The 20145-nt window shown below is 49.8% G+C and carries 18 protein-coding genes and 1 pseudogene; 14 read left to right on the top strand and 5 right to left on the bottom strand.

The genetic code is table 11. From position 1 onward, the window contains the following. Window positions 1-140: 140 nt before the first annotated feature. The 5 genes from G614_RS0110910 to G614_RS0110890 all read right to left on the bottom strand — a co-directional run bounded on the left by G614_RS0110910 (window position 141) and on the right by G614_RS0110890 (window position 3822). Entirely contained in the window at window positions 141-452 is a 312-nt protein-coding gene (locus G614_RS0110910; RefSeq protein ID WP_027641962.1) for a DUF3784 domain-containing protein, read from the bottom strand. Between the two features lie 28 nt (window positions 453-480). Then, window positions 481-702: a hypothetical protein gene (locus G614_RS0110905; protein ID WP_155245040.1), complete on the bottom strand. Its 222-nt coding sequence runs from the start codon at window positions 700-702 to the stop codon at window positions 481-483. Next, window positions 699-1376 carry an MgtC/SapB family protein gene (locus G614_RS0110900; RefSeq protein ID WP_027641960.1) on the bottom strand — a complete coding sequence of 226 codons (678 nt, stop codon included), beginning with the start codon at window positions 1374-1376 and terminating at the stop codon, window positions 699-701. The genes G614_RS0110905 and G614_RS0110900 overlap by 4 nt, the downstream gene beginning before the upstream one ends. Before the next feature lie 264 nt (window positions 1377-1640). Beyond that, window positions 1641-2933, bottom strand: a complete 1293-nt coding sequence (locus G614_RS0110895) for an SLC13 family permease (protein WP_027641959.1) — start codon at window positions 2931-2933, stop codon at window positions 1641-1643. 25 nt (window positions 2934-2958) lie between these two features. Next, the gene (locus tag G614_RS0110890; RefSeq protein WP_027641958.1) at window positions 2959-3822 is read right to left on the bottom strand and encodes a DUF6282 family protein; all 864 of its coding nucleotides are present in this window, start codon (window positions 3820-3822) and stop codon (window positions 2959-2961) included. 145 nt (window positions 3823-3967) lie between these two features. Here G614_RS0110890 and G614_RS0110885 point away from each other — a divergent pair, with 145 nt between their 5' ends. The 14 genes and pseudogenes from G614_RS0110885 (at window position 3968) to G614_RS27265 (ending at window position 20141) form a co-directional block, all read left to right on the top strand. Beyond that, a complete protein-coding gene (locus G614_RS0110885; protein WP_027641957.1) occupies window positions 3968-4891 on the top strand; it encodes a LysR family transcriptional regulator in 924 nt (307 codons plus the stop codon). 251 nt (window positions 4892-5142) lie between these two features. After that, window positions 5143-5316, top strand: coding sequence for a hypothetical protein (locus tag G614_RS31240; protein WP_155245038.1), 174 nt, complete (start codon window positions 5143-5145; stop codon window positions 5314-5316). A gap of 32 nt (window positions 5317-5348) precedes the next feature. Then, window positions 5349-7646 carry a hydratase gene (locus G614_RS0110875; RefSeq protein WP_027641956.1) on the top strand — a complete coding sequence of 766 codons (2298 nt, stop codon included), beginning with the start codon at window positions 5349-5351 and terminating at the stop codon, window positions 7644-7646. A gap of 13 nt (window positions 7647-7659) precedes the next feature. Then, window positions 7660-7779, top strand: a pseudogene (locus tag G614_RS34375) (citrate lyase acyl carrier protein); the annotation flags it as partial. Between the two features lie 14 nt (window positions 7780-7793). Then, on the top strand, window positions 7794-7955 hold the full coding sequence (locus G614_RS34370) for a citrate lyase subunit alpha (protein ID WP_334291507.1): 162 nt from the start codon (window positions 7794-7796) through the stop codon (window positions 7953-7955). 140 nt (window positions 7956-8095) lie between these two features. Then, window positions 8096-9781: an ABC transporter substrate-binding protein gene (locus G614_RS0110865; RefSeq protein ID WP_027641955.1), complete on the top strand. Its 1686-nt coding sequence runs from the start codon at window positions 8096-8098 to the stop codon at window positions 9779-9781. A 154-nt stretch (window positions 9782-9935) separates the two neighbouring features. After that, complete coding sequence (locus tag G614_RS0110860; protein ID WP_027641954.1) at window positions 9936-10916, top strand: ABC transporter ATP-binding protein; 981 nt, start codon at window positions 9936-9938, stop codon at window positions 10914-10916. After that, window positions 10909-11928, top strand: coding sequence for an ABC transporter ATP-binding protein (locus G614_RS0110855; protein ID WP_027641953.1), 1020 nt, complete (start codon window positions 10909-10911; stop codon window positions 11926-11928). The genes G614_RS0110860 and G614_RS0110855 overlap by 8 nt, the downstream gene beginning before the upstream one ends. Next, window positions 11925-12872: an ABC transporter permease gene (locus G614_RS0110850; RefSeq protein ID WP_027641952.1), complete on the top strand. Its 948-nt coding sequence runs from the start codon at window positions 11925-11927 to the stop codon at window positions 12870-12872. Before G614_RS0110855 ends, G614_RS0110850 begins: the two co-directional genes overlap by 4 nt. A 41-nt stretch (window positions 12873-12913) precedes the next feature. Continuing rightward, a complete protein-coding gene (locus G614_RS0110845) occupies window positions 12914-13870 on the top strand; it encodes an ABC transporter permease (RefSeq protein ID WP_027641951.1) in 957 nt (318 codons plus the stop codon). A gap of 60 nt (window positions 13871-13930) precedes the next feature. Beyond that, the gene (locus tag G614_RS0110835; RefSeq protein WP_027641950.1) at window positions 13931-14824 is read left to right on the top strand and encodes a LysR family transcriptional regulator; all 894 of its coding nucleotides are present in this window, start codon (window positions 13931-13933) and stop codon (window positions 14822-14824) included. Between the two features lie 231 nt (window positions 14825-15055). After that, window positions 15056-16234, top strand: coding sequence for an efflux RND transporter periplasmic adaptor subunit (locus tag G614_RS0110825; protein WP_027641949.1), 1179 nt, complete (start codon window positions 15056-15058; stop codon window positions 16232-16234). A gap of 14 nt (window positions 16235-16248) precedes the next feature. After that, on the top strand, window positions 16249-19302 hold the full coding sequence (locus tag G614_RS0110820; protein WP_027641948.1) for an efflux RND transporter permease subunit: 3054 nt from the start codon (window positions 16249-16251) through the stop codon (window positions 19300-19302). A 530-nt stretch (window positions 19303-19832) separates the two neighbouring features. Continuing rightward, the gene (locus tag G614_RS27265) at window positions 19833-20141 is read left to right on the top strand and encodes a hypothetical protein (protein WP_027641947.1); all 309 of its coding nucleotides are present in this window, start codon (window positions 19833-19835) and stop codon (window positions 20139-20141) included. Window positions 20142-20145 lie beyond the last annotated feature (4 nt).

The following is a 20145-nucleotide window of genomic DNA, read 5'->3' as shown; positions in this document are numbered from 1 at the left end:
GTAGAGGCAAGCGCAATCACATGAGGGACACGGAACTTCCGGCCCCCATGTGTTGCTCTATGCCTTCGCGGACTACCATCAGAGTCCATGCCATTCACCTCACTGTTTTTATGGAATATCTATTTGAACCGCAAAGCGGATTATTGGTTGCGATAGCGGTCACTCTTTGAGATATACCAAACATCCAAGCCTGCAATAATCAGCCATGCAATCATCGCGCATACAAACCAGTGGTTAGAAAATCCTGACCAAAATCCCTTCGTCAGAAAGATAATGCCGCTCAATGCAATGACCTCTCCGATGTTGCGGCAAAGAGGCACAATTCTAATTTTTTCTTTTTCTTCCTGCAGCATATTCTTCCATGCCGAAAGGTGTATGTATCCTTTCCCAAAGGCAAATACAAAACCTGCTATGGTGAAAAGGACTCCGAAAAAGATGCAGGTGTAGTCCATGGTTACTCACTCCTTCCTGTGATTGATTTCATTTCTTAGTTTGTTTAATTTCAGAAGTCTGGTAAGCAACATCACTGCCGTAACTGCAAGAACAAGCCAAATGACAGCAGTTACTTGATACCAAATCTGAAACATCAAAATTCTGTGTTCGAAAAACATCCAGCTTAAACAGCCGCATGTTATTGTGAACACGGCGTAAAGCGTAAAGAAAATTGTCAGTCTGCCATCTTTGATTTTCTTCTTCACTCACATCACCTCCCAACCGGCGCTTATTACTTCCGGGATTGCCAATGCCTGCCCAACAATTCCCTCTAAAACATTGTTTTTCGGTTTTCCAGAAGAACAGTATTCAGCGACAATCTCAACCTTATCTCCAACAACATCGCCGCTTTCCAGATTATTTAGATACAGCGTTTTGCAGGGATTGCTGTTAATCAGCAGCAGACGGATTTCCTGCTCTGCATCTTCCTGACAAGTGACAGAAATGCGGTATTGCTTTTCTGATTCGTCCCCGGTAGTAATTGGATTCAGTTTTCTTGCAAGAGGACGCAGGATCAAATTGGAGCTAATCAGAATGCAGGCGGCGGTAATTGCCATTGCATACATTCCCGTACTTGCAAGAATACCAATGGCCGCCGTACACCAAAGAGTGGCTGCCGTATTCATCCCTCGCACCGAACCGCTATCCTTGAAGATTACACCGCTGCACAAAAAACCAACACCGGATATAATGCTGCTCCCGACACGGAACACCTGATCCGAACCATAGAGCATTGGAAACAATGTAAAGAAACATGTCCCCATGCAAATCAAAACATTGATACGGATGCCTGCCGGATGGCCGGTGAGCTGCCGCTCCAATCCAATCAGAAAGCCAAGCACCAAGGAGAAGGAGATTCTTAAAACAAAGTCGTTGTAAACCATACGATAGCCTCCCTTCGAACAATAACAGTATATAAAAATCGCAAGGAGAATCACATGGCTAAAACCTTGCGATTTCCTTGCGATTTGGCAAGATTTTAAAGAATAAGAAGTTGATAATAGTTCATAGATTGTAAGCGCTTAATAACCCTACGAATGGACAAAATAAAGCAGCCCCCACATAATAGACGATAGGGACTGCAAGTACGTTCCAGGGAGCCAGTAAAGTTTACTGTCCGCCATCCTGGTCTCTGGCAGTATTGCTATTTATAATAAAAATGACATGGTAACATTAAAGACAGTAGCTGAAATGACACTAACCGGCACAGCGAAAAATAAAAGCTTTGGAAACATTGCGCTGCGCTCTTCTTCTGAAGTGCAGGAGCCAAGAATCAGAGAACCGCCGGAAGAAAACGGAGAGATTGCTGAACTCTGTGCTCCGATTACAATACAGGAAAAAAGGACAAGCGGACTGATTCCGGTTGTGGCAGCCAGCGTAGGAACCAGCGGATACAGAGCAGGGCATACAACTCCCAGCGTGCTGGAAAAGAAGCTCATGATAGCACCCACGAAGCTGAAGGCAATTGGAATCAACCATGTAGGAAGACTGCTTCCTGCCCATGAAGCGAGAAGGCTGATCGTACCTGCTTCAATAGCAACGTTGATCAGCATACCAACGCCGCAGATCATGAGAATGGTATTCCAGGGAACCTTTGCAATGACCTCCTTTTGCGGAGCCAGTTTCATAAACAGCGCTATGGCTGAAAAAATAATCGCAACAAGACCAACATCCATTTTACCGTTTATGTAGGAGATAACCCCGGCATTTGGGAAAATAATATGTAAAATAGGGAAAATCAAAACAACAACGATCATAATAAGCATCAGGTACAGGTTTTTCTTCTGAAGCTCTGTGAATGGTTCCGGCTTTTCAAAGGAGACTCCCCTGCCGATGTTACGGCTGCTTTTCGGCACATAACGGAAAAAGGCAATCAGAAGAAGAGAAAAAATCACACTGGCAATGAAGATGACTGCACAATAGCGGAAAGACATCGCGCAGCCGCCTTCGTCCATCAGTCCGCGGAAAATAATACCGCTTCCGCTGGTCATAAAATTTGCACCGGAGAGAGCACCGCAGTTGACTGCGACTGCGCCCACCAACTTGTCCATTTTTGATTCCTCACAGATCAGAAGTGCGATGGGAGCCATAAAGGCCATGACTGTGAAAAATCCTGCACCCCAAGCTGCGATTCCGGCAGCAGCCAGGTAAAGTGCAAAGGGGAGAAGCCCCGGGAATTTTCGGCATATATAGAGAAGATAACGTGCGGTCTTTTCCAGAGTTCCGTTTACCAGTGCAAAATTGTAGAATAGGGATACCGAAAAGATGACAAACATCGTACTCACCGGCCATCCGCCAATGACTTCCTTTGTTGACATTCCCATGCCAAAGCATCCGATCAGATATGCGAAAAAGATAGCAAAAATTCCTGTGTTAAATCCGGTTTTGTAACCAATAATGACAGCTATGGCAATCGCTGCGACAATTAAAAAACTAAGCATAATGTAATCCCCCTGATTGAAATGGTTAATCCTTAAGGCCAAGAAGGCCGGACTGAATGGTGTGTGTCATATAGTGAATTTCATCCCGTGAAATGCCGTTGTCCGCCAGATAACCGATATATTGAGCAATGGCAATTTCCCAGTTTGGATTTTCTACCTGTCCACCATCGGTGCTGACCATTACATTTTTATATCCACAGGCTTTGATCGCTTCCAGATTCATTGGCAGGTTGCTCTTATACTTTCCGCCGCCCATGGGCTGTGCGAAGCAGCGTTCAAGAATGACATTGTAATCTTTCACAATGCGGATCTGATCCTCCAGACTCATACCCACCAGCCACCATTCCGGATGGGTGACAACGATCTTTTTTACACCGGCATCTCTGGCAGCTTCCACCATGCGGAAGCATTCTTCCGGAGAAATGTGGCCGGTTCCAAGAACTACATCAAAATCTTTAATTAACTGAAACACATCCTTCAGTTCGGGAACAACTTTTCCGTCTCTGAACACGTCCACGCACCCCTTGGCGGGTTGGTTCATTTTGAGCTTAGTATTCCTGGCTGACTGTGTCGGAAGCCATACAACCTTTCCGCCAAGCTTCAGACCGCTCTCTACAGCATAAGGATTGATTCCGCCCATTTGGCTGTTCAGGGTAATGCTGCCGAACATGGTAAAGTTATTGTCGCCACGGTGCACCAGTTCGTTGTGGCGGTTGCAGAGATAAGCCCGGTCTACGGTAGTACCTTGATGGGTTTTGATGACAATTGCCCGTGCGCCTGTGCGGATGGCAGCCTCCATCAGTTCAAAATCATCGTAGGCCCGGTGACGGATGTCCGGATTGGAGTGGACGTGCATGTCAATAACGCCTTTTAATGAAACATCTGACATTTTTATTCTCCTTTCATTGATAAAATTGCCGTTTTTTCTGTTCTGGATTGCCAAATCTATGTATAAATCTTATAATGAAAAATATATCGGCGCAACAGAGAATAAACGATAACAGATATCGGTAAAAACGATGGGAGAGTTTGAAATGGATATGAAAGAATTTACCTATCTGATTGCATTGGCAGAGGAGGGCAGTATTTCGAAGGCTGCACAACGTCTCTATATGGCACAGTCATCTCTCAGCCAGTTTCTGCAGCAGTTTGAAAGTGAGCTTGGGACAAAGCTGTTTGTCAGAACATCAAAGGGAATACATCCTACATACAGCGGGGCGTGCTTTATCGAGCAGACCAGGCAGATCCTTCTTCAATATCAGAGGGCGAAAAATGAATTATGGGACAATGAACATATGGAGGCCGGGCGCGTGATATTTGGTATCAGTTCCTTCAGAGGGATTCGCATGCTGCCTAAGATTTTAAAAAGCTTTCACGAAAAATATCCCAAGGTGAAGGTGGATGTGGTGGAAGAACACAGCATGGAGCTGGAAGAGCTTCTCATGGCAGGCAAGCTGGACCTGGCGATGGTAGCCATGCCTACGGTGAAGCTGAAAAATGATGTGGAGTTTTTAAAAGATGATGAGGTTCTGATCGTTGCGAACAGAAATCATCCGGTTATGGAGTTTGTAAAGCCGATTGAAGGAACCACCAATTATTGGGTGAACATAGAAGAAACTGCACAGTTTGAATTTATCATGAGCGGTTATGACACGATCCTGGGAAGCATCAGCCGTCAGTTGTTCAGTGAGAAGGGAATTAAATATTATGCGGAAAATAACAATATAACGGCAGCGATGGCTGTTTCTATGGCGAAGGAAGGACTTGGACTGGCTTTTACCTACCAGTCCTGCGCGGAACCAAGTGACAAGGTGCGGTATTTACGGATTGGAAGAAAAGGGGTGTTTATAGAATTGGGGCTTGCCTATCCGTCAAATAAATACTATGTGAAGGCTGCAGAGGAGCTGGAAAAGACGATACGTGAAATATATCGAAAGGATCGTTTGGTGGAAAAATAAGAACAGAAGGTTATGTAAGGCACAGAATGAGAAGGTTCTGTGTCTTTTCTGTATCATAGAGTACGCCCGGCTCTGCAATTTCCTATTATAAAAAGCGCTCAGTACAGGATGCTTTATGTCCGTAAAGGTGCTATCGGTAAAACCGATGGTTAATAGTGATTATGCATATTTCATTTTGATATAAAAGCGGGATATATTAAACGTAAGGATGAGCCGGATCTTAAAACAAAGTGAGAAGGGAGAAAAGGAACATGAACATGGATGCATCCAGTATATCAATACCCAGGGCGCCATTTTTCGGCAGTTATATTATGAAGACGGTGGAGAACGGATGTAAAAAGGAAACTGCCAGGGAAAAAAGGGAACGGGAAGCGAGAATGAGAGAACTGTTTGAATCGGTTGATGATTATGTGGAACAGGCGTAGCAAGTAAAAAACAGTAAAGAGGAGGAATGAAAATGGTAAAGTTATATGAAAGCGGCGTATATCTGATCAATGGGACGGAAATCGTACCGGAATGTGAAACCCAGAAAATTCAGGCGCTTACAGGAAAAGAAGTAAAGAAAGAAGAGGCTAAAAAGGGAACGATTGCATATTCCATCATGGAAGCACATAATACTTCCGGCGATATGGAAAATCTTAAGATCAAATTTGATGCGATGGCGTCCCACGATATTACGTTTGTCGGAATTATCCAGACAGCGAAGGCGTCAGGGATGGAAAAATTTCCGATTCCCTATGTACTTACAAACTGCCACAATTCGTTGTGTGCAGTGGGAGGAACCATCAATGAAGATGACCATATGTTCGGACTTTCTGCGGCAAAAAAATATGGCGGAATCTATGTTCCTCCTCATATCGCAGTCATTCACCAGTATATGAGAGAGATGCATGCGGGCTGTGGAAAAATGATTCTTGGATCTGATTCGCATACAAGATACGGGGCGCTTGGGACTATGGCGATCGGTGAGGGCGGCGGAGAACTGGTAAAGCAGCTTCTTTGTGATACTTACGATGTGAAATATCCGGGTGTTGTGGTGATTTATCTGACAGGAAAGCCTGCTCCATATGTGGGACCGCAGGATATTGCACTTGCCATCATCGGCTCAGTATTCAAAGAGGGTTATGTAAAAAATAAGGTAATGGAATTTGTGGGACCCGGTGTCGCATCCATGTCAACCGATTACAGAAACGGTGTGGACGTCATGACAACAGAGACTACCTGCCTGAGTTCCGTTTGGCGTACAGATGAAGACACAAGGGCATTCTTAAATCTTCATGGCAGAGGAGACGCATATAAGGAACTGAACCCGGCGGAGGTCGCTTACTATGACGGATGTGTCTATGTTGACTTAAGCACGGTAAAACCGATGATCGCCCTGCCCTTCCATCCGAGCAATACCTATGAGATTGATGAGCTGAATGCCAGTCTTGTGGATATTTTGCGGGAGGTTGAAAAGGAGGCAGAGCATGTGGGAAGCGGAAGAGCTTCTTATACACTTACAGATAAAATCAAAGACGGAAAGCTTCAGGTGCAGCAAGGCGTGATTGCCGGATGCGCAGGAGGAAATTATACCAATGTGGTAGAAGCAGCCAATGTGCTCAGAGGTAAAAATTGTGGAAACGGAGAGTTTTCTCTGGCAGTATACCCGTCTTCCCAGCCGGTATTTATTGATCTGGCAAGAAAAGGCGTGATCGCCGACCTGATGGAGGCAGGTGCGGTTATCCGTACAGCATTTTGTGGACCATGCTTTGGAGCAGGTGATACTCCGTGCAATAATGGCCTGAGTATCCGCCATACGACCAGGAACTTCCCGAACCGTGAAGGTTCCAAGCCTGGTAATGGACAGATGTCTTCGGTAGCGCTTATGGATGCGCGTTCCATTGCGGCAACGGCTGCAAACGGCGGCGTACTTACTTCGGCAGAAAGCTTTGACTGCTGGGGAGAAGTACCGGAATACCACTTTGATGATACCGTATATAAGAACCGTGTATATTACGGGTTTGACAGCGGAGATCAGGAAAAAGAACTGGTATACGGTCCGAATATTAAGGACTGGCCGGAAATGAGCCCGCTGACAGACAACATCCTTCTTAAAGTATGTTCCAAGATCATGGACCCGGTAACGACAACGGATGAATTAATTCCATCGGGAGAAACTTCATCTTACCGCTCCAATCCGCTTGGTTTGGCCGAATTCACCCTTTCAAGAAGAGATCCGGAATATGTGGGCCGCAGTAAAGAAGTGGATAAAATTGAGAAGGCAAGGGTCAGCACGGGAAAGGTACTGGAAGCAGAGCCGGAGCTTGCAGAGGTATATGGAGTCATCCGCACGCTTCCGGGACAGGCTGACATCAAAGAAGCAGAGACAGAAGTGGGTAGTATGGTATACGCGGTGAAACCTGGAGACGGATCTGCCAGAGAACAGGCTGCAAGCTGTCAGAGAGTGATCGGAGGCCTTGCAAATATCACAAAGGAATACGCTACCAAGAGATACCGCTCCAATGTGATGAACTGGGGAATGATTCCATTCCAGATGAAAGAAGAACCAAACTTTGAAGTGGGAGACTATATCTTTGTACCGGATATCAGAAAGGCGTTGGACGGCGATATGACAGATATCAGGGCCTATGTGATCAAAAACGGAAAAGCGGAGGAAATCTCGCTGTATGTGGCGGATATGACGCCGGAAGAACGTAAAATCGTAAAGGCAGGCTGCCTGATCAACTATAACAGGAACAGAAAAAACGCATAGGAGGGCAAATGGGATGGAGATTAAGAAGCCAGCAGTGGCAGGAACACTGGAATCCAGTGACTGCCAGGTAACGGTAGAAGCAGGGGAAGGAACAATCGACTTCACCCTGGAAAGTGCAGTGATCAACCAGTACTGCCGTTTAAGACGATTGAAGAACTGCGCGATATTGCCTATTCCATTGCCGGGGAGCCGGAAAAGGTCCAGTTTGAGGACAGAGTGGTTGGTATTATCGAAAGCCGTGACGGGACCATTATGGATGTGGTGCGCCGGATTAAGCCATTTCAGTTTACGGAAGGTCAGGTATTTTAAAAGCCGGGGGAATGGAACTATTGACATTTACTGCGTGTAATGATATAAATAAAACCATACTAATTTACTATGAATAGTGTGGTTTTGCTGCGCGGCACAGCGCTGTGCAAAGACGGATGCCGGATTTAAGGAGGAGGCTTATGAAACATACAAAAGGAACAGCGGGGAGAATGGCAGGCAGATGTCTTGCCCTGGTTTTATCTGCGGTCATGGTCCTGTCAGCGGCGGGATGCGGGGGCAAAGGCGGCAGCCAGCCGTCGGGCCAGACGGAATCAGGACAGACGGGATTGGGACAGACCCAGGCAGCGGCCTCTGACAGCGGAAAAATCGTCAATATTGGTGTGACCAGCTCTCTCAATACGCTGAATCCCCTGCTGATGGACGGCGTGGAGATGAATAAATATGCCACAGGTCTCATGTTCCTGCCGTTGGTGGAACTGGACCAGAATATGGAGTTTGAAGGAATGCTGGCAGATTCCGTGACAGCGGAGGACGAGAGGAATTTCCTGGTGCATATTGATGATAAGGCGGTCTGGTCCGACGGAACTCCGGTTACCGCGGATGACGTGGTGTACACGGCCCTCAGGCTTTGCAGCCCGGTTATCGGAAACCCGGCCATGATGTACTATGTATTTGAAGGCGTGGGCGACGACGGGTTTGTGGAAGAGGGAGCCGACCATGTGGAAGGCATTGCCAGGGTGGATGACAAGACCGTGCGTTTTACCACCAAGGCTCCCATGTCACTCATAACCTTTAACAGCTCCTATGCCCGCTATCTCATGCCCCTTCCAAAGCATGTGATTGGTGATATCGGCGAGAAGGCGCTGGCATCAGACCCGTGGTTCAGCCATCCGGACGTGGTGAGCGGTCCCTATAAGGTGACTGAGTTTGACCGGGACCACTATGTGTCTTATGAGGCCAACAAAGACTACTGGAAGGGCGCTCCGGGGATTGAGCGTCTCAACATAAAAATCGTGGAAGGCAGCCAGCTCTATGCCGGGCTTAAGTCCGGGGAAATCGACATTACCCAGAACACCATGAGCACCATTCCCCTGGAGGACTATGAGAGTGTGGCGGCGCTGGAGAACGTGGAGGTTTCCTACGGGGACCCCATCACCAACCAGTCCGTATTCATCAATACAGCCAGAATCACCGATGCAAAGGTGCGCCAGGCCATGTTGTACGCGGTGGACCGCAGCCAGCTCATGGAGCAGCTCTTAAAGGGCAACGGAGAAGTGGCGGACGGATTTCTGTCATCGGCCAGCCCGTATTTTGACAGTTCCCTGGTGCCTGTTTCCTATGATCCGGAAAAGGCAAAGAGCCTGCTGGCGGAGAGCGGATGGGACCAGAGCAAAAGCATACGTTTCTGCATTGACTCAGGCGACAGCACCTTTGTGAACGCGGCTTCTGTTATAGCAGCCCAGTGGGCAGCAGTGGGCATTAAGGCAGATATCCAGACCATGGACATTAATACGCTGATGAGCACTGCCTCCAGCGGTGATTTTGATGTGCTGGCCGTACAGTATACCTATCCGCCGGTGGATCCTTATGCGGACGTAGCCTGGCTTTTAGGCGGCGAGGGCAGCTGGACCGGCTATACCAGGCCGGAGGTGGAGGAAGCATTGTCAAATGTGGCCCTGACAAATGACAAGGATAAGCTGAAGGAGCTGTATGGGATCGTGGACCGGAAGGTCCAGGAGGATGTGCCCATGTTTTCCGCCTACATTATCAGGACCATGGCAGCGGCCAATAAGCGCCTGACAGGGGTTAAGCCCAGCGTCTATGGCTTCCTCAATCATGTGGAGCAGTGGGATGTGACCCAATAGAATATATCCCGATAGAATGTGTCACATTGGAAGGCATCCCGGCAGGACAACCCCATAATTGGAAAGAATGAACGGATTCCCGGAGGGCATATGCTCTCTGGGTATCTTCATTCATGGGAAATCCGCCATTAATATCAAGAAATGAGGAAACAGTATGTCACATATCCTTGAAGTCACGAATCTGGAAGTTGAATTTTCTGGTGACGGGGGGAAGAATATAAGTGTGGACCACGTGGGATTCCATGTGGATTCGGGGGAGATAGTCTGTATTGTAGGGGAGTCGGGCTGCGGCAAAAGCGTCACAGCCCTGTCTGTTATGGGGCTTTTAGGCAAAGGGGGGAAGGTGACTGACGGCCAGGTTCTGTTCGAGGGAAGGGATTTGCTCTCCATGACAGAGAGGGAGTTGGACGGAGTCAGGGGAGACCGCCTGACCATGATATTCCAGGACCCTCTTACCTCCCTTAACCCTGTATTTACCATCGGGAGCCAGATGACGGAGAGCATCCGCGCCCACATGGGGCTGGGAAAGGATGAGGCCCGGGAGAGGGCATTGTCCCTCCTTAAGAAGGTGGGGCTGCCGGACACCCTCTCTGTGATGAAAAAATACCCGCACCTGCTGTCAGGAGGCATGCGCCAGCGTGTCATGATTGCAATGGCCCTTTCCTGCAATCCGTCCCTTCTGATTGCCGACGAGCCTACCACGGCTCTGGATGTGACGATTCAGGCCCAAATCATGGACCTGATTCTGGAGCTTAAGCAGGAGATGGGCATGGCGGTGCTGCTCATCACCCATGACATGGGATTGGTGGCTCAGATGGCTGACCGGGTGCTGGTAATGTATGCGGGACAGCTCATAGAGCAGGCCAGGGTGCTGGAGCTGTTTGACCATCCGGCCCATCCCTACACCAGGGCCCTGCTGCGTTCCGTACCCGGTATCAGGGATGAGGAGGACAGAAGGCTGGAGTCCATAGAGGGAATTGTGCCGGAACACTACGACAGGATTCGGGGGTGCCGTTTTGCAAGGAGATGCCCCTTCAGGACAGCGATGTGCATGAAGCCGCAGCAGGAGGTGCCTGTAGGGGATTCCCATATTGTGCGGTGCTGCAGGGCGAAGGAGGTGCTGACAGATGGATGATAAATCCCAGGTCCCACTGCTTTCTGTGGAGAGACTGAAAAAGTATTATATGGCTAAATCAGGTATGTTCTCCCGCAACGCCGGTGTGGTGCGGGCTGTGGACGGAGTATCCTTTCAGCTGTTTGAGAGGGAGACCCTGGGGCTGGTGGGAGAATCCGGCTGCGGCAAATCCACGTTGGGACGCCAGCTGGTAGGGCTGGAGCATCCCACGGGAGGACGGGTTGTCTACGACGGTAATGACCTGGGCAATATGAGCCAGGCCCAGATGAAGCCCTTCCGCACCCAGCTGCAGATGATATTCCAGGATTCCTATTCATCCCTGAACCCCAGGAAGCATGTGTTTGAGATACTGTCGGAGCCCATGCTGTATCATGGGCTGGCCAAACGCGGGGACGTATACTCCCATGTGGAAAAGCTGTTGGATATGGTAGGGCTTCCGAAGAACTGTCTGGGAAGATATCCCCATGAATTCTCCGGCGGACAGAGGCAGCGCATAGGCATTGCCAGGGCCCTTTCCCTAAATCCCAGGCTGTTGGTATGCGACGAACCGGTCAGCGCTCTGGACGTGTCCATCCAGGCCCAGATACTGAACCTGCTCAGGGATTTGCAGAAGGAGCTGGGACTTACCTGTATCTTTATCGGCCACGGCCTGGGAGCTGTGAACTATGTCAGCGACCGGATTGCCGTCATGTACCTGGGGAAGATTGTAGAGATTGCCGGCCGGAAGGAGCTGTTTGACCACCCCCTTCATCCTTATTCCAGGGCCCTGTTCGAGGCGGTGCCCATAGCCGACCCGAGAAAACGCAGGAGGCGGTCGGAGGGAATTGCCGGCGGGGAGACTGCGTCAAATGTGAATACGCCCTCAGGATGTCCCTTCCACCCCAGATGCCCTCACTGTAAGGAAGAGTGCATGAGCGGAGAAATGGAGCTGAAGCCGGCAGCTCCGGCAAGCAGCCACCTGACAGCCTGTATCCGGTATAAGGAATTAGAGAAGGAGGGTGAGCAGGCATGACCAAATATATACTGAAGCGTATTCTGATTGCCATTCCCACCCTGCTTGGCATCACCATTATTGACTATGCCATCATGTGTTTTGCGGGCAGCCCCCTGGAAATGCTTCAGGGAGCCCGTATTTCCCAGGAAGCCATCGCTGCCAAGGAGGCAGCCATGGGACTGGACAAACCTTTCTATATACAGTACTTTATCTGGCTGGGACAGCTTCTTTCCGGAAACATGGGGTATTCCGTGAAATCCTACGAGGCGGTCAGCGCCATGATTGGAAGCCATCTGGGACCCACCCTTCTTCTGATGGGGGTGTCGCTGATTGTAAGTCTTATCATGTCGGTGCCTGCCGGAATCTACAGCGCCATCCACCAGTATTCCAAAGGGGATTACGCCGTGGTGACAGCCTCCTTTTTCGGAAGCAGCATACCGGGATTTTTCCTGTCCCTGCTGTTAGTGTACCTGTTTACTGTGAACCTGGGTCTCCTGCCCTCCGGAGGGATGACCACCCTGGGCACTGGGGGCGGCGCGGCGGATGTGGCGGCCCATATGGTAATGCCCGTGCTGGTGCTGTCTGTCTCCATGGCAGGGACCAATATCCGCTATATCCGCAGCGCCATGCTGGAAATCCTCCAGCAGGACTATCTGCGCACAGCCAAGGCCAAGGGAATCGGGCGAAGGAGGGTCATATATAAGCACGCCCTGCGCAATGCCCTGGTGCCCATTGTGACAGTCATCGGCATGCAGATTCCGGTGCTGTTTGGCGGCGCGGTCATTGTGGAGCAGCTGTTTTCCTGGCCCGGACTGGGACTTATGACCATGAGCGCCATCCTGAACCGGGATTATCCGGTTATCATGGGCGTCTGCCTGCTTTCCGCCGTGGTGGTGCTGGCAGCCAACCTGGTGACGGATATTCTGTACGCCATCGTAAACCCGGCTATTCAGTATGACTGACAGACCGGCGCAAGTACTTGACAGGAGTAAGTATAGTTAGAATGAAAATGAACAGAAAGAACCCTTATGGGGACATCGGAAGAGAAAATTACTGGCAGACCGTAAGGCGGCGGTTTCTCCACCACCGCCTGGCCTGTATCAGTCTGGTGGTGCTGGCAGTCATCTGCACAGCGGCCATCCTGGCGCCTGTCATAGCGCCCTATGACCCGGATGCCATCGCAGGGTCCTTTGGCGCCCCGCCAAGCCCCGGGTTCCTGCTGGGAACGGACCAGATTGGACGGGATATGTTCTCCCGCCTTTTATATGCAACGCGTATATCTCTGCTGGTGGGCGTGCTGGCTACGGCCATATCCACGGCCATAGGAGTCAGCCTGGGACTGCTGGGGGGATACTTTGGAGGCTGGCTGGACATAGCCATCATGCGTTTTACAGACATGGTCATGTCCTTTCCATATATATTGCTGGTTCTCGTGGCGGCAGCCATCTTTGAACCGGGGCTCTGGAGCATCATACTGATTCTCGGATTTGTGGACTGGCCCGGCATCGCCCGCCTGGTCAGGGGCAATGTGCTGAGCCTGCGGGAGACTAATTTTGTTAAGAGCAGCATTGTGGCGGGGATGCCTGCCAGACATATCCTGTTTTCAGAGATACTTCCCAATACCGTTGCACCGATTCTGGTGTACGCCACCTCGGTCATGGCCCTGTCCATGCTGGATGAGGCTTCCTTAAGCTTTCTGGGCATGGGAGTGCAGCCGCCCACAGCCAGCCTGGGCAATATGCTGAACAGCGCCCAGTCCCTGACCGTGCTGACAAAGCAGCCATGGCTCTGGATTCCGCCCGGACTCCTGATTGTGGTCCTGGTAGTTGCCATCAATTTTGTGGGCGATGCCCTGAGGGACGCCCTGGACCCGTCGGCGGTTCTGAATCTGGGCGGAGCGGAGCAGGACGCGGCGGAACAGGATGCAGGACAGCAGGATGCGCATGGCCGGGATGCATGAAGCCGGTATACGCAGGACAGCATATAACAATGCCGGAAAGCACACAATAGGAGTATATTCATGACTATCCATCAGATAGAATGTTTCCTGGAAGCAGCCAGGACTCTTAATTTTACGGAGGCAGCCAACCATCTGTATATATCACAGCAGGGGCTGAGCCGCCAGATAGCATCTCTGGAAAAGGAACTGGAGCTGCGCCTTTTTGACAGGACCACCAGGGATGTGAAGCTGACCCGCAGCGGTGAGCTTCTTCTATGGCGCTGGAAGGATATCCCCAAGGAAATATATGACTCCGTGGATATGGCCAGGGAGGAGGGGGAGAGAGCCAAACGCAGGATTAATCTGTCCGTGGTGGGCATAAGCGGTATCATAGAGATGGCGGGCAACATACTGGCTGATTATATGGCCCTTGACCCGGAAGTGGAATTTGAAATCAATGAATTCACCAATATAAAGGATATAACCAACGGAAATCCGGATTTGATGATGACTGTAAGCTTTACTCCCTCCTACGAGCAGCTGAAAGAGAAGTGCGGCCTGATGGTTATAAAAAAACTGCCCTTATACTATGTCATGTCCAAGAAAAATCCCCTGGCCCAGAAGGAAGAGGTGGTCATGGAGGATTTTAAGGGAGAGACCATGCTGTGTCTCTTCAAGAATTTTTTTGCAGGCGCCGAGCTGCGGCTGTTTGAACTTATCTCCAGCCAGGAACACATCCTTCAGAAGGCCCGGTATTATGAAAATGTCAACAGCCTGGAGCTGGCAATTATTGCCGACGAAGGGATTCATATTGGCTTTAAAGAATTCTACCATAATTACGGAGAACGGCTGGTCATGTATCCCATGCCCAACTCCAAGAACCAGGCCCATGCCAGTGTAATCATTGTATGGCGTAAAGAAAATGAGAAAAGACTTGAAAGTTTTATAAAATTTTTGAAAAATAATTATAATTAACAACAATATGTTGTTAAATATCCGCATTTTGGTGTTAGACAAAAAGGGGGGCAACTGTCTAAAATACAAGATGGTTGGTAAAAAAGAAGGAAGCCGTAATTTGGGGAAGGGCTGTGGACCAAAGCAGCTTATTTCCCTTGTTTTTTTCTGGCGCTGTATTCCCTCACAGGACAGCGCCGGCGCAATGACAGATTCTCATACTAAAAAGTACATGAAAGGAAAGAGGAGAAGATGAAAAAGGCAAGGACGCGCATTATCTGGGGAATCGTGATTGTAATTATAGCAGTCATTGTGATTGCCAGAGTTTTCAAGAAGGAAGAGCCTGTTGTCCCCACCCCGGAGCCGGTGGTAACGGTACAAACGCCGCAGATAGGCGACATATTGCTGACAACAGACCTGGTAGGCACCATTGAGCCGGCCGATATTGTATACATATATCCCAAGGCAGGAGGCGACGTGACAGCTGTCAACGTGAAGGCCGGGGATGTGGTTGCGGCCGGACAGGTGCTGTTGGAGATTGATACAAAGCAGGTGGACACATCCAAAAACTCCATGGACGCGGCAAAGGTGGCGTGGGATGACGCACAGTCTACCCTGTCCCGTATGGCCCCGCTCCATGCGTCAGGCTTTGTATCTGATAAAGAGTTTGAGGGATATCAGACTGATGCTGAGGCTAAGAGGCTTCAGTATGAGTCTGCCAAGATTGCATATGAAAACCAGATGGAATTCAGCCATGTAACATCCCCCATAAGCGGACGGGTGGAGCAGCTCAACGTGGAGGTTCATGATACGGTTGGAAACTCCAACCAGCTCTGCGTCATCGCAGGTGACAGCGGCAATAATGTGACTTTCTATGTGACTGAGAAGGTAAAGAACCACCTGAACGCAGGGGACCCCATTACGGTCATCAAGGAAGGAACAGAATACGGCGGCAATGTTATTGAAGTCAGCAACATGGCTGAGGCATCCGTTGGCCTGTTCAAGATAAAGGCATCTGTGGATGACAATGAGACCATGGCGGCCGGAACCAGTGTGGAGCTGCGGGTACCTTCCGCATCTGCCAGGAATGCCATGCTGATTCCAAATAACTGTGTATATTATAAATCAGGCGATGCCTATGTATACACATATGACAACGGCATCATTCACGAGGTACCGGTGGAAGTGGGCATCTATGACAGTGAGAATATCGCGGTGCTTTCAGGAATTACCCTGGATGACCAGATCCTCACCACCTGGACCTCCGAATTAAAGGAGGGAACCAAGGTGACACTGGAGACCGAGGTGCCGGCAACCGTAGAGGTGAATGGAACGGAAGCCGATGCACAGAAAAAGATGCAGGTCATCGAGGAAACCAATCAGACAGACAAAGCTGAAAGTCCGGCCGCAGACCAGAGTCAGGCACAGTAGAAGGAGGCAGGAAAATGGGCTTAACAAAACTTGTCTTAAAAAGGCCGGTCAGTACGGTTCTCGCAATCCTGTGTCTGGTTGTGTTCGGCTTGTCCTCAGTGATGAAATCACCGCTGGAGCTGATGCCGGACATGAACATGTCCATGATGATTGTAATGACCGTTTACTCCGGCGCCAGCCCTGACGATGTCAGCGAGCTGGTCACCAAACCAATTGAGGACAGGGCCAGTACCCTGAGCGGTCTGGATACCATATCCTCCCAGTCAAAGGAGAACATGTCCATCGTTACGCTGAAATACAAGTATGGCACTGACATGAACGATGCATATGATGACCTGAAGAAGCAGATGGACCTGGCTAAGGCAGAGCTTCCGGAGGATGCGGATGACCCCATCATGCTGGAGCTGAATACCAGCCTGAAGCCAAATGTAATCATGGCAGTCAGCCATGGGGAGGACGACGACCTTTACAACTATGTGAATAATGAGGTTGTACCTGAATTTGAGAAGCTGTCAACGGCAGCCGAGGTTTCCATCACCGGCGGTCTCCAGAAATACATCAAGGTGGAGCTGATGCCGGAGAAGCTGAAACAGTACGGCGTATCCATGAGTTCCATTGCCAGCGATATTGCGGGATCGGATATCACTTATCCGGCAGGCGATACGGAGGTGGGCGACCAGAAGCTGTCTGTGTCAACCGAGCAGCCCTTTGAGACCATGGACAGTCTCAATGATATTCCGCTGACTGTATCCGGCAACCAAACCGTATATCTGAGGGATGTGGCAAAGGTATATATGGGCGCGGACGATGTGGAGAGCATCGCGCGTTATAAGGCTGAGAACGGACTTCCGGAGGATATCGTGGCATTGACTGTCAGCAAGCAGCAGGACGCTGCCACTCTGGATGTTTCAAAAGATGTGAAGCGGGTGGTGCGTGAGCTTACCAGCAAGGACCCAAGCCTGCATATTACCATAGTAGACGATGACAAGGATTCCATCATGTCGTCCCTGAGCTCCGTTATCGAGACAATGATTCTGGCCATCATCATTTCCATGGTCATCATATGGCTGTTCTTCGGGGACCTGAAGGCGTCCATGATTGTCGGAAGCTCCATTCCCGTGTCCATCCTGTCGTCCCTAATCCTGATGCAGCTCATGGGCTTCAGCCTGAACGTCATAACCCTGAGCGCCCTGGTGCTGGGCGTCGGTATGATGGTGGATAACTCCACCGTTGTGCTGGAGAGCTGTTTCAGGGCCACGGATGATACCGGTTTCCTGGAATTTTCCAAGGCAGCCCTAAACGGTACCGGCGTGGTATACCAGTCAGTTATCGGTTCCACGCTGACCACCTGCGTGGTGTTCCTGCCGCTGGCCATGCTGGGCGGCATGACGGGCCAGATGTTCCGGCCCCTGGGCTTTACCATCGTATTCTGTATGACGGCATCTCTCATATCAGCTATTACAGTGGTGCCACTGTGCTACATGATTTATAAACCGGTGGAGAGAAAGGCAGCTCCCCTGTCCAGACCTGTTGAGAAGATGCAGGAAGCCTACCGGGGAATCATGACAAAGCTTCTGAACAAGAGAGGGCTTGTCATGCTGGCCTCCGTGGCGCTCCTCCTGTTCTCGTTCTTCATTGCCAAGTTCCTGCGGGTGGAGATGATGGCTGAGGATGACCAGGGCCAGATATCCATTACCGCGGAAGTAAAGCCGGGTATGAAGATTGACAAGGTAGACCGTGTCATGAAACAGATAGAGGATATTATCTCCCAGCAGGAAGATGTGGAATCCTACATTACACTGGCAGGCAGTTCGGGACTGAGCATGAGCTCTGACCCCAGCATTACTGTCTACCTTAAGAAGGACAGAAAAATGGAGACAGACCAGGTGGTCCGTCTCTGGAAACAGCAGTTGGGCGGAATCTCAGATACCAATATAACGGTGGAAGCCTACTCACAGGTAAGTTCTATGATGGGATCGGATGATGAATACTCAGTAGACCTTCAGAGTACGAATTACGATGACCTGAAGGCGGTCAGCGACCATGTGGCGGAAAACTTAAGCAAACGTCCGGAGCTGACCAAGGTCCACTCATCCCTGGAAAATGCGGCCTCTGTAGTGAAGGTTACGGTGAATCCCATTAAGGCCAGGGCGGCAGGACTGACGCCTGCCCAGATTGGCAGTACCCTGAATAACATGCTCAGCGGCACCACACCCACCTCCCTGAATATTGACGGAAATGATATTGATGTAAAGGTAGAGTATCCTAAGGAGCGCTATAAGACCCTGGACCAGATTGAGACAATCACCCTCCAGACGCCTAAGGGCAGTTCCGTTGCCCTGACGGATGTGGCTGACATTCACTTTGCAGACAGCCCTGCATCCATCACCAGGCAGGATAAGCAGTACCGCGCCACCATCAGCGGTATCTATACCGAACAATCAGATAAGAACACAAAGACCCGGCTTTTAAGCGAGGTGGTGCAGCCGGCTGTAAGAGATAACGCCAATGTGACCATTGCCCAGAACCAGACGGATGAATCCATGGCAGAAGAGTTCACGGCGCTGTTCCAGGCCATTGCCCTGGCTATCTTCCTGGTATTCGTGGTCATGGCGGCCCAGTTTGAGTCGCCTAAGTTCTCAATCATGGTAATGACCACCATCCCGTTCTGCCTCATAGGCGCCTTCGGGCTTCTGTGGCTGGCAGACAGCGCCATCAGTATGACATCCCTTCTGGGATTCCTGATGCTGGTAGGTACGGTTGTTAACAACGGTATTCTCTATGTGGATACGGTGAACCAGTACCGCAGGGAGATGGATTTAAATACCGCCCTGGTGGAAGCGGGTGCTACCCGTCTGAGACCTATTCTTATGACCACCCTGACTACGGTTGTGTCCATGGTGCCCATGGCCCTTGCTCTGGGCGACAGCGGTTCCACCACCCAGGGCCTTGCCCTTGTTAATATCGGCGGCCTGGCCGCATCCACCATCCTGTCGCTGCTCATGCTTCCAGCATACTACAGCCTGATGAACGGCGGAGGAAAGAAGCGGATGATTATTGCGGATTAGCCGGAGATGAGCCAAAAACCAGCCGAAGAAAAGCTGAAGATTGGCAGCATATGACCGGGAGTTAAAAAGATGTTAAAAAATTACTGTTTCAAATAACAGAATAAAATGATATGATGTTATTAAATAGGCTGTAGCTTATGACGCAGATGGAAGGCGTTGGAACTGCAGCCTATTTTAATAAATCAATTTGTTATTAATGTAACAAATATGTCCAGCCGGAAGTGAAGTTTAAGGGGACAATTATTTTAATATGGATAGAAGTTTTTTGTATGCTGTACAAAAATATTTAGAAAGTCTAAAATTTTTTCATGAATATTGAGAAAGTGGATTGATAAATTTTTATGCATGGGTTATAATCTATTCATATTGTACAAAAATAATAGGAAAGCAGTGGACATATACTGGATAAGTTGTCATTTTGCAACACAGACGTATGGTCCATCGTATTCCCGGAGGCATATCTGCGCAAACTAACCATATATTCCGGCAGGATAGCTAACGGGATTCCGGTACAGAAAGGGGGATTTGGATTGGCCCAGGAGACGATTGACGCAATCCGTCAGGCAGAAACGGCCGCGGAAGCAGCCGAGAAGGAAGCGGTAAAAGAGGCGGAGGCAATTGTGGCAGAGGCAAAGGCTCAGGCGGCGCAGATGAAGGCAGAGATGACGAAATCTGCCAGAGAAAGCGCGGTGGGGGCCGAGGAGGATGCCAAGGCTCAGAGCGAGCAGATGATGCAGGCAGCCGGTGCCGAGGAAGGCAAGGATTTGGAAGCATTGCAGAAGGCTGTAGCTGAGAAACAACAAAAGGCAGTTGAAGTTATCTTATCAGAACTGCTATAGGAAG

The organism is [Clostridium] clostridioforme AGR2157, assembly GCF_000424325.1.
Lineage (GTDB): Bacteria > Bacillota > Clostridia > Lachnospirales > Lachnospiraceae > Enterocloster > Enterocloster clostridioformis_A.
Note: the sequence above shows the minus strand (reverse complement) of the source record. Positions and strands in the feature narration are given on the sequence as shown.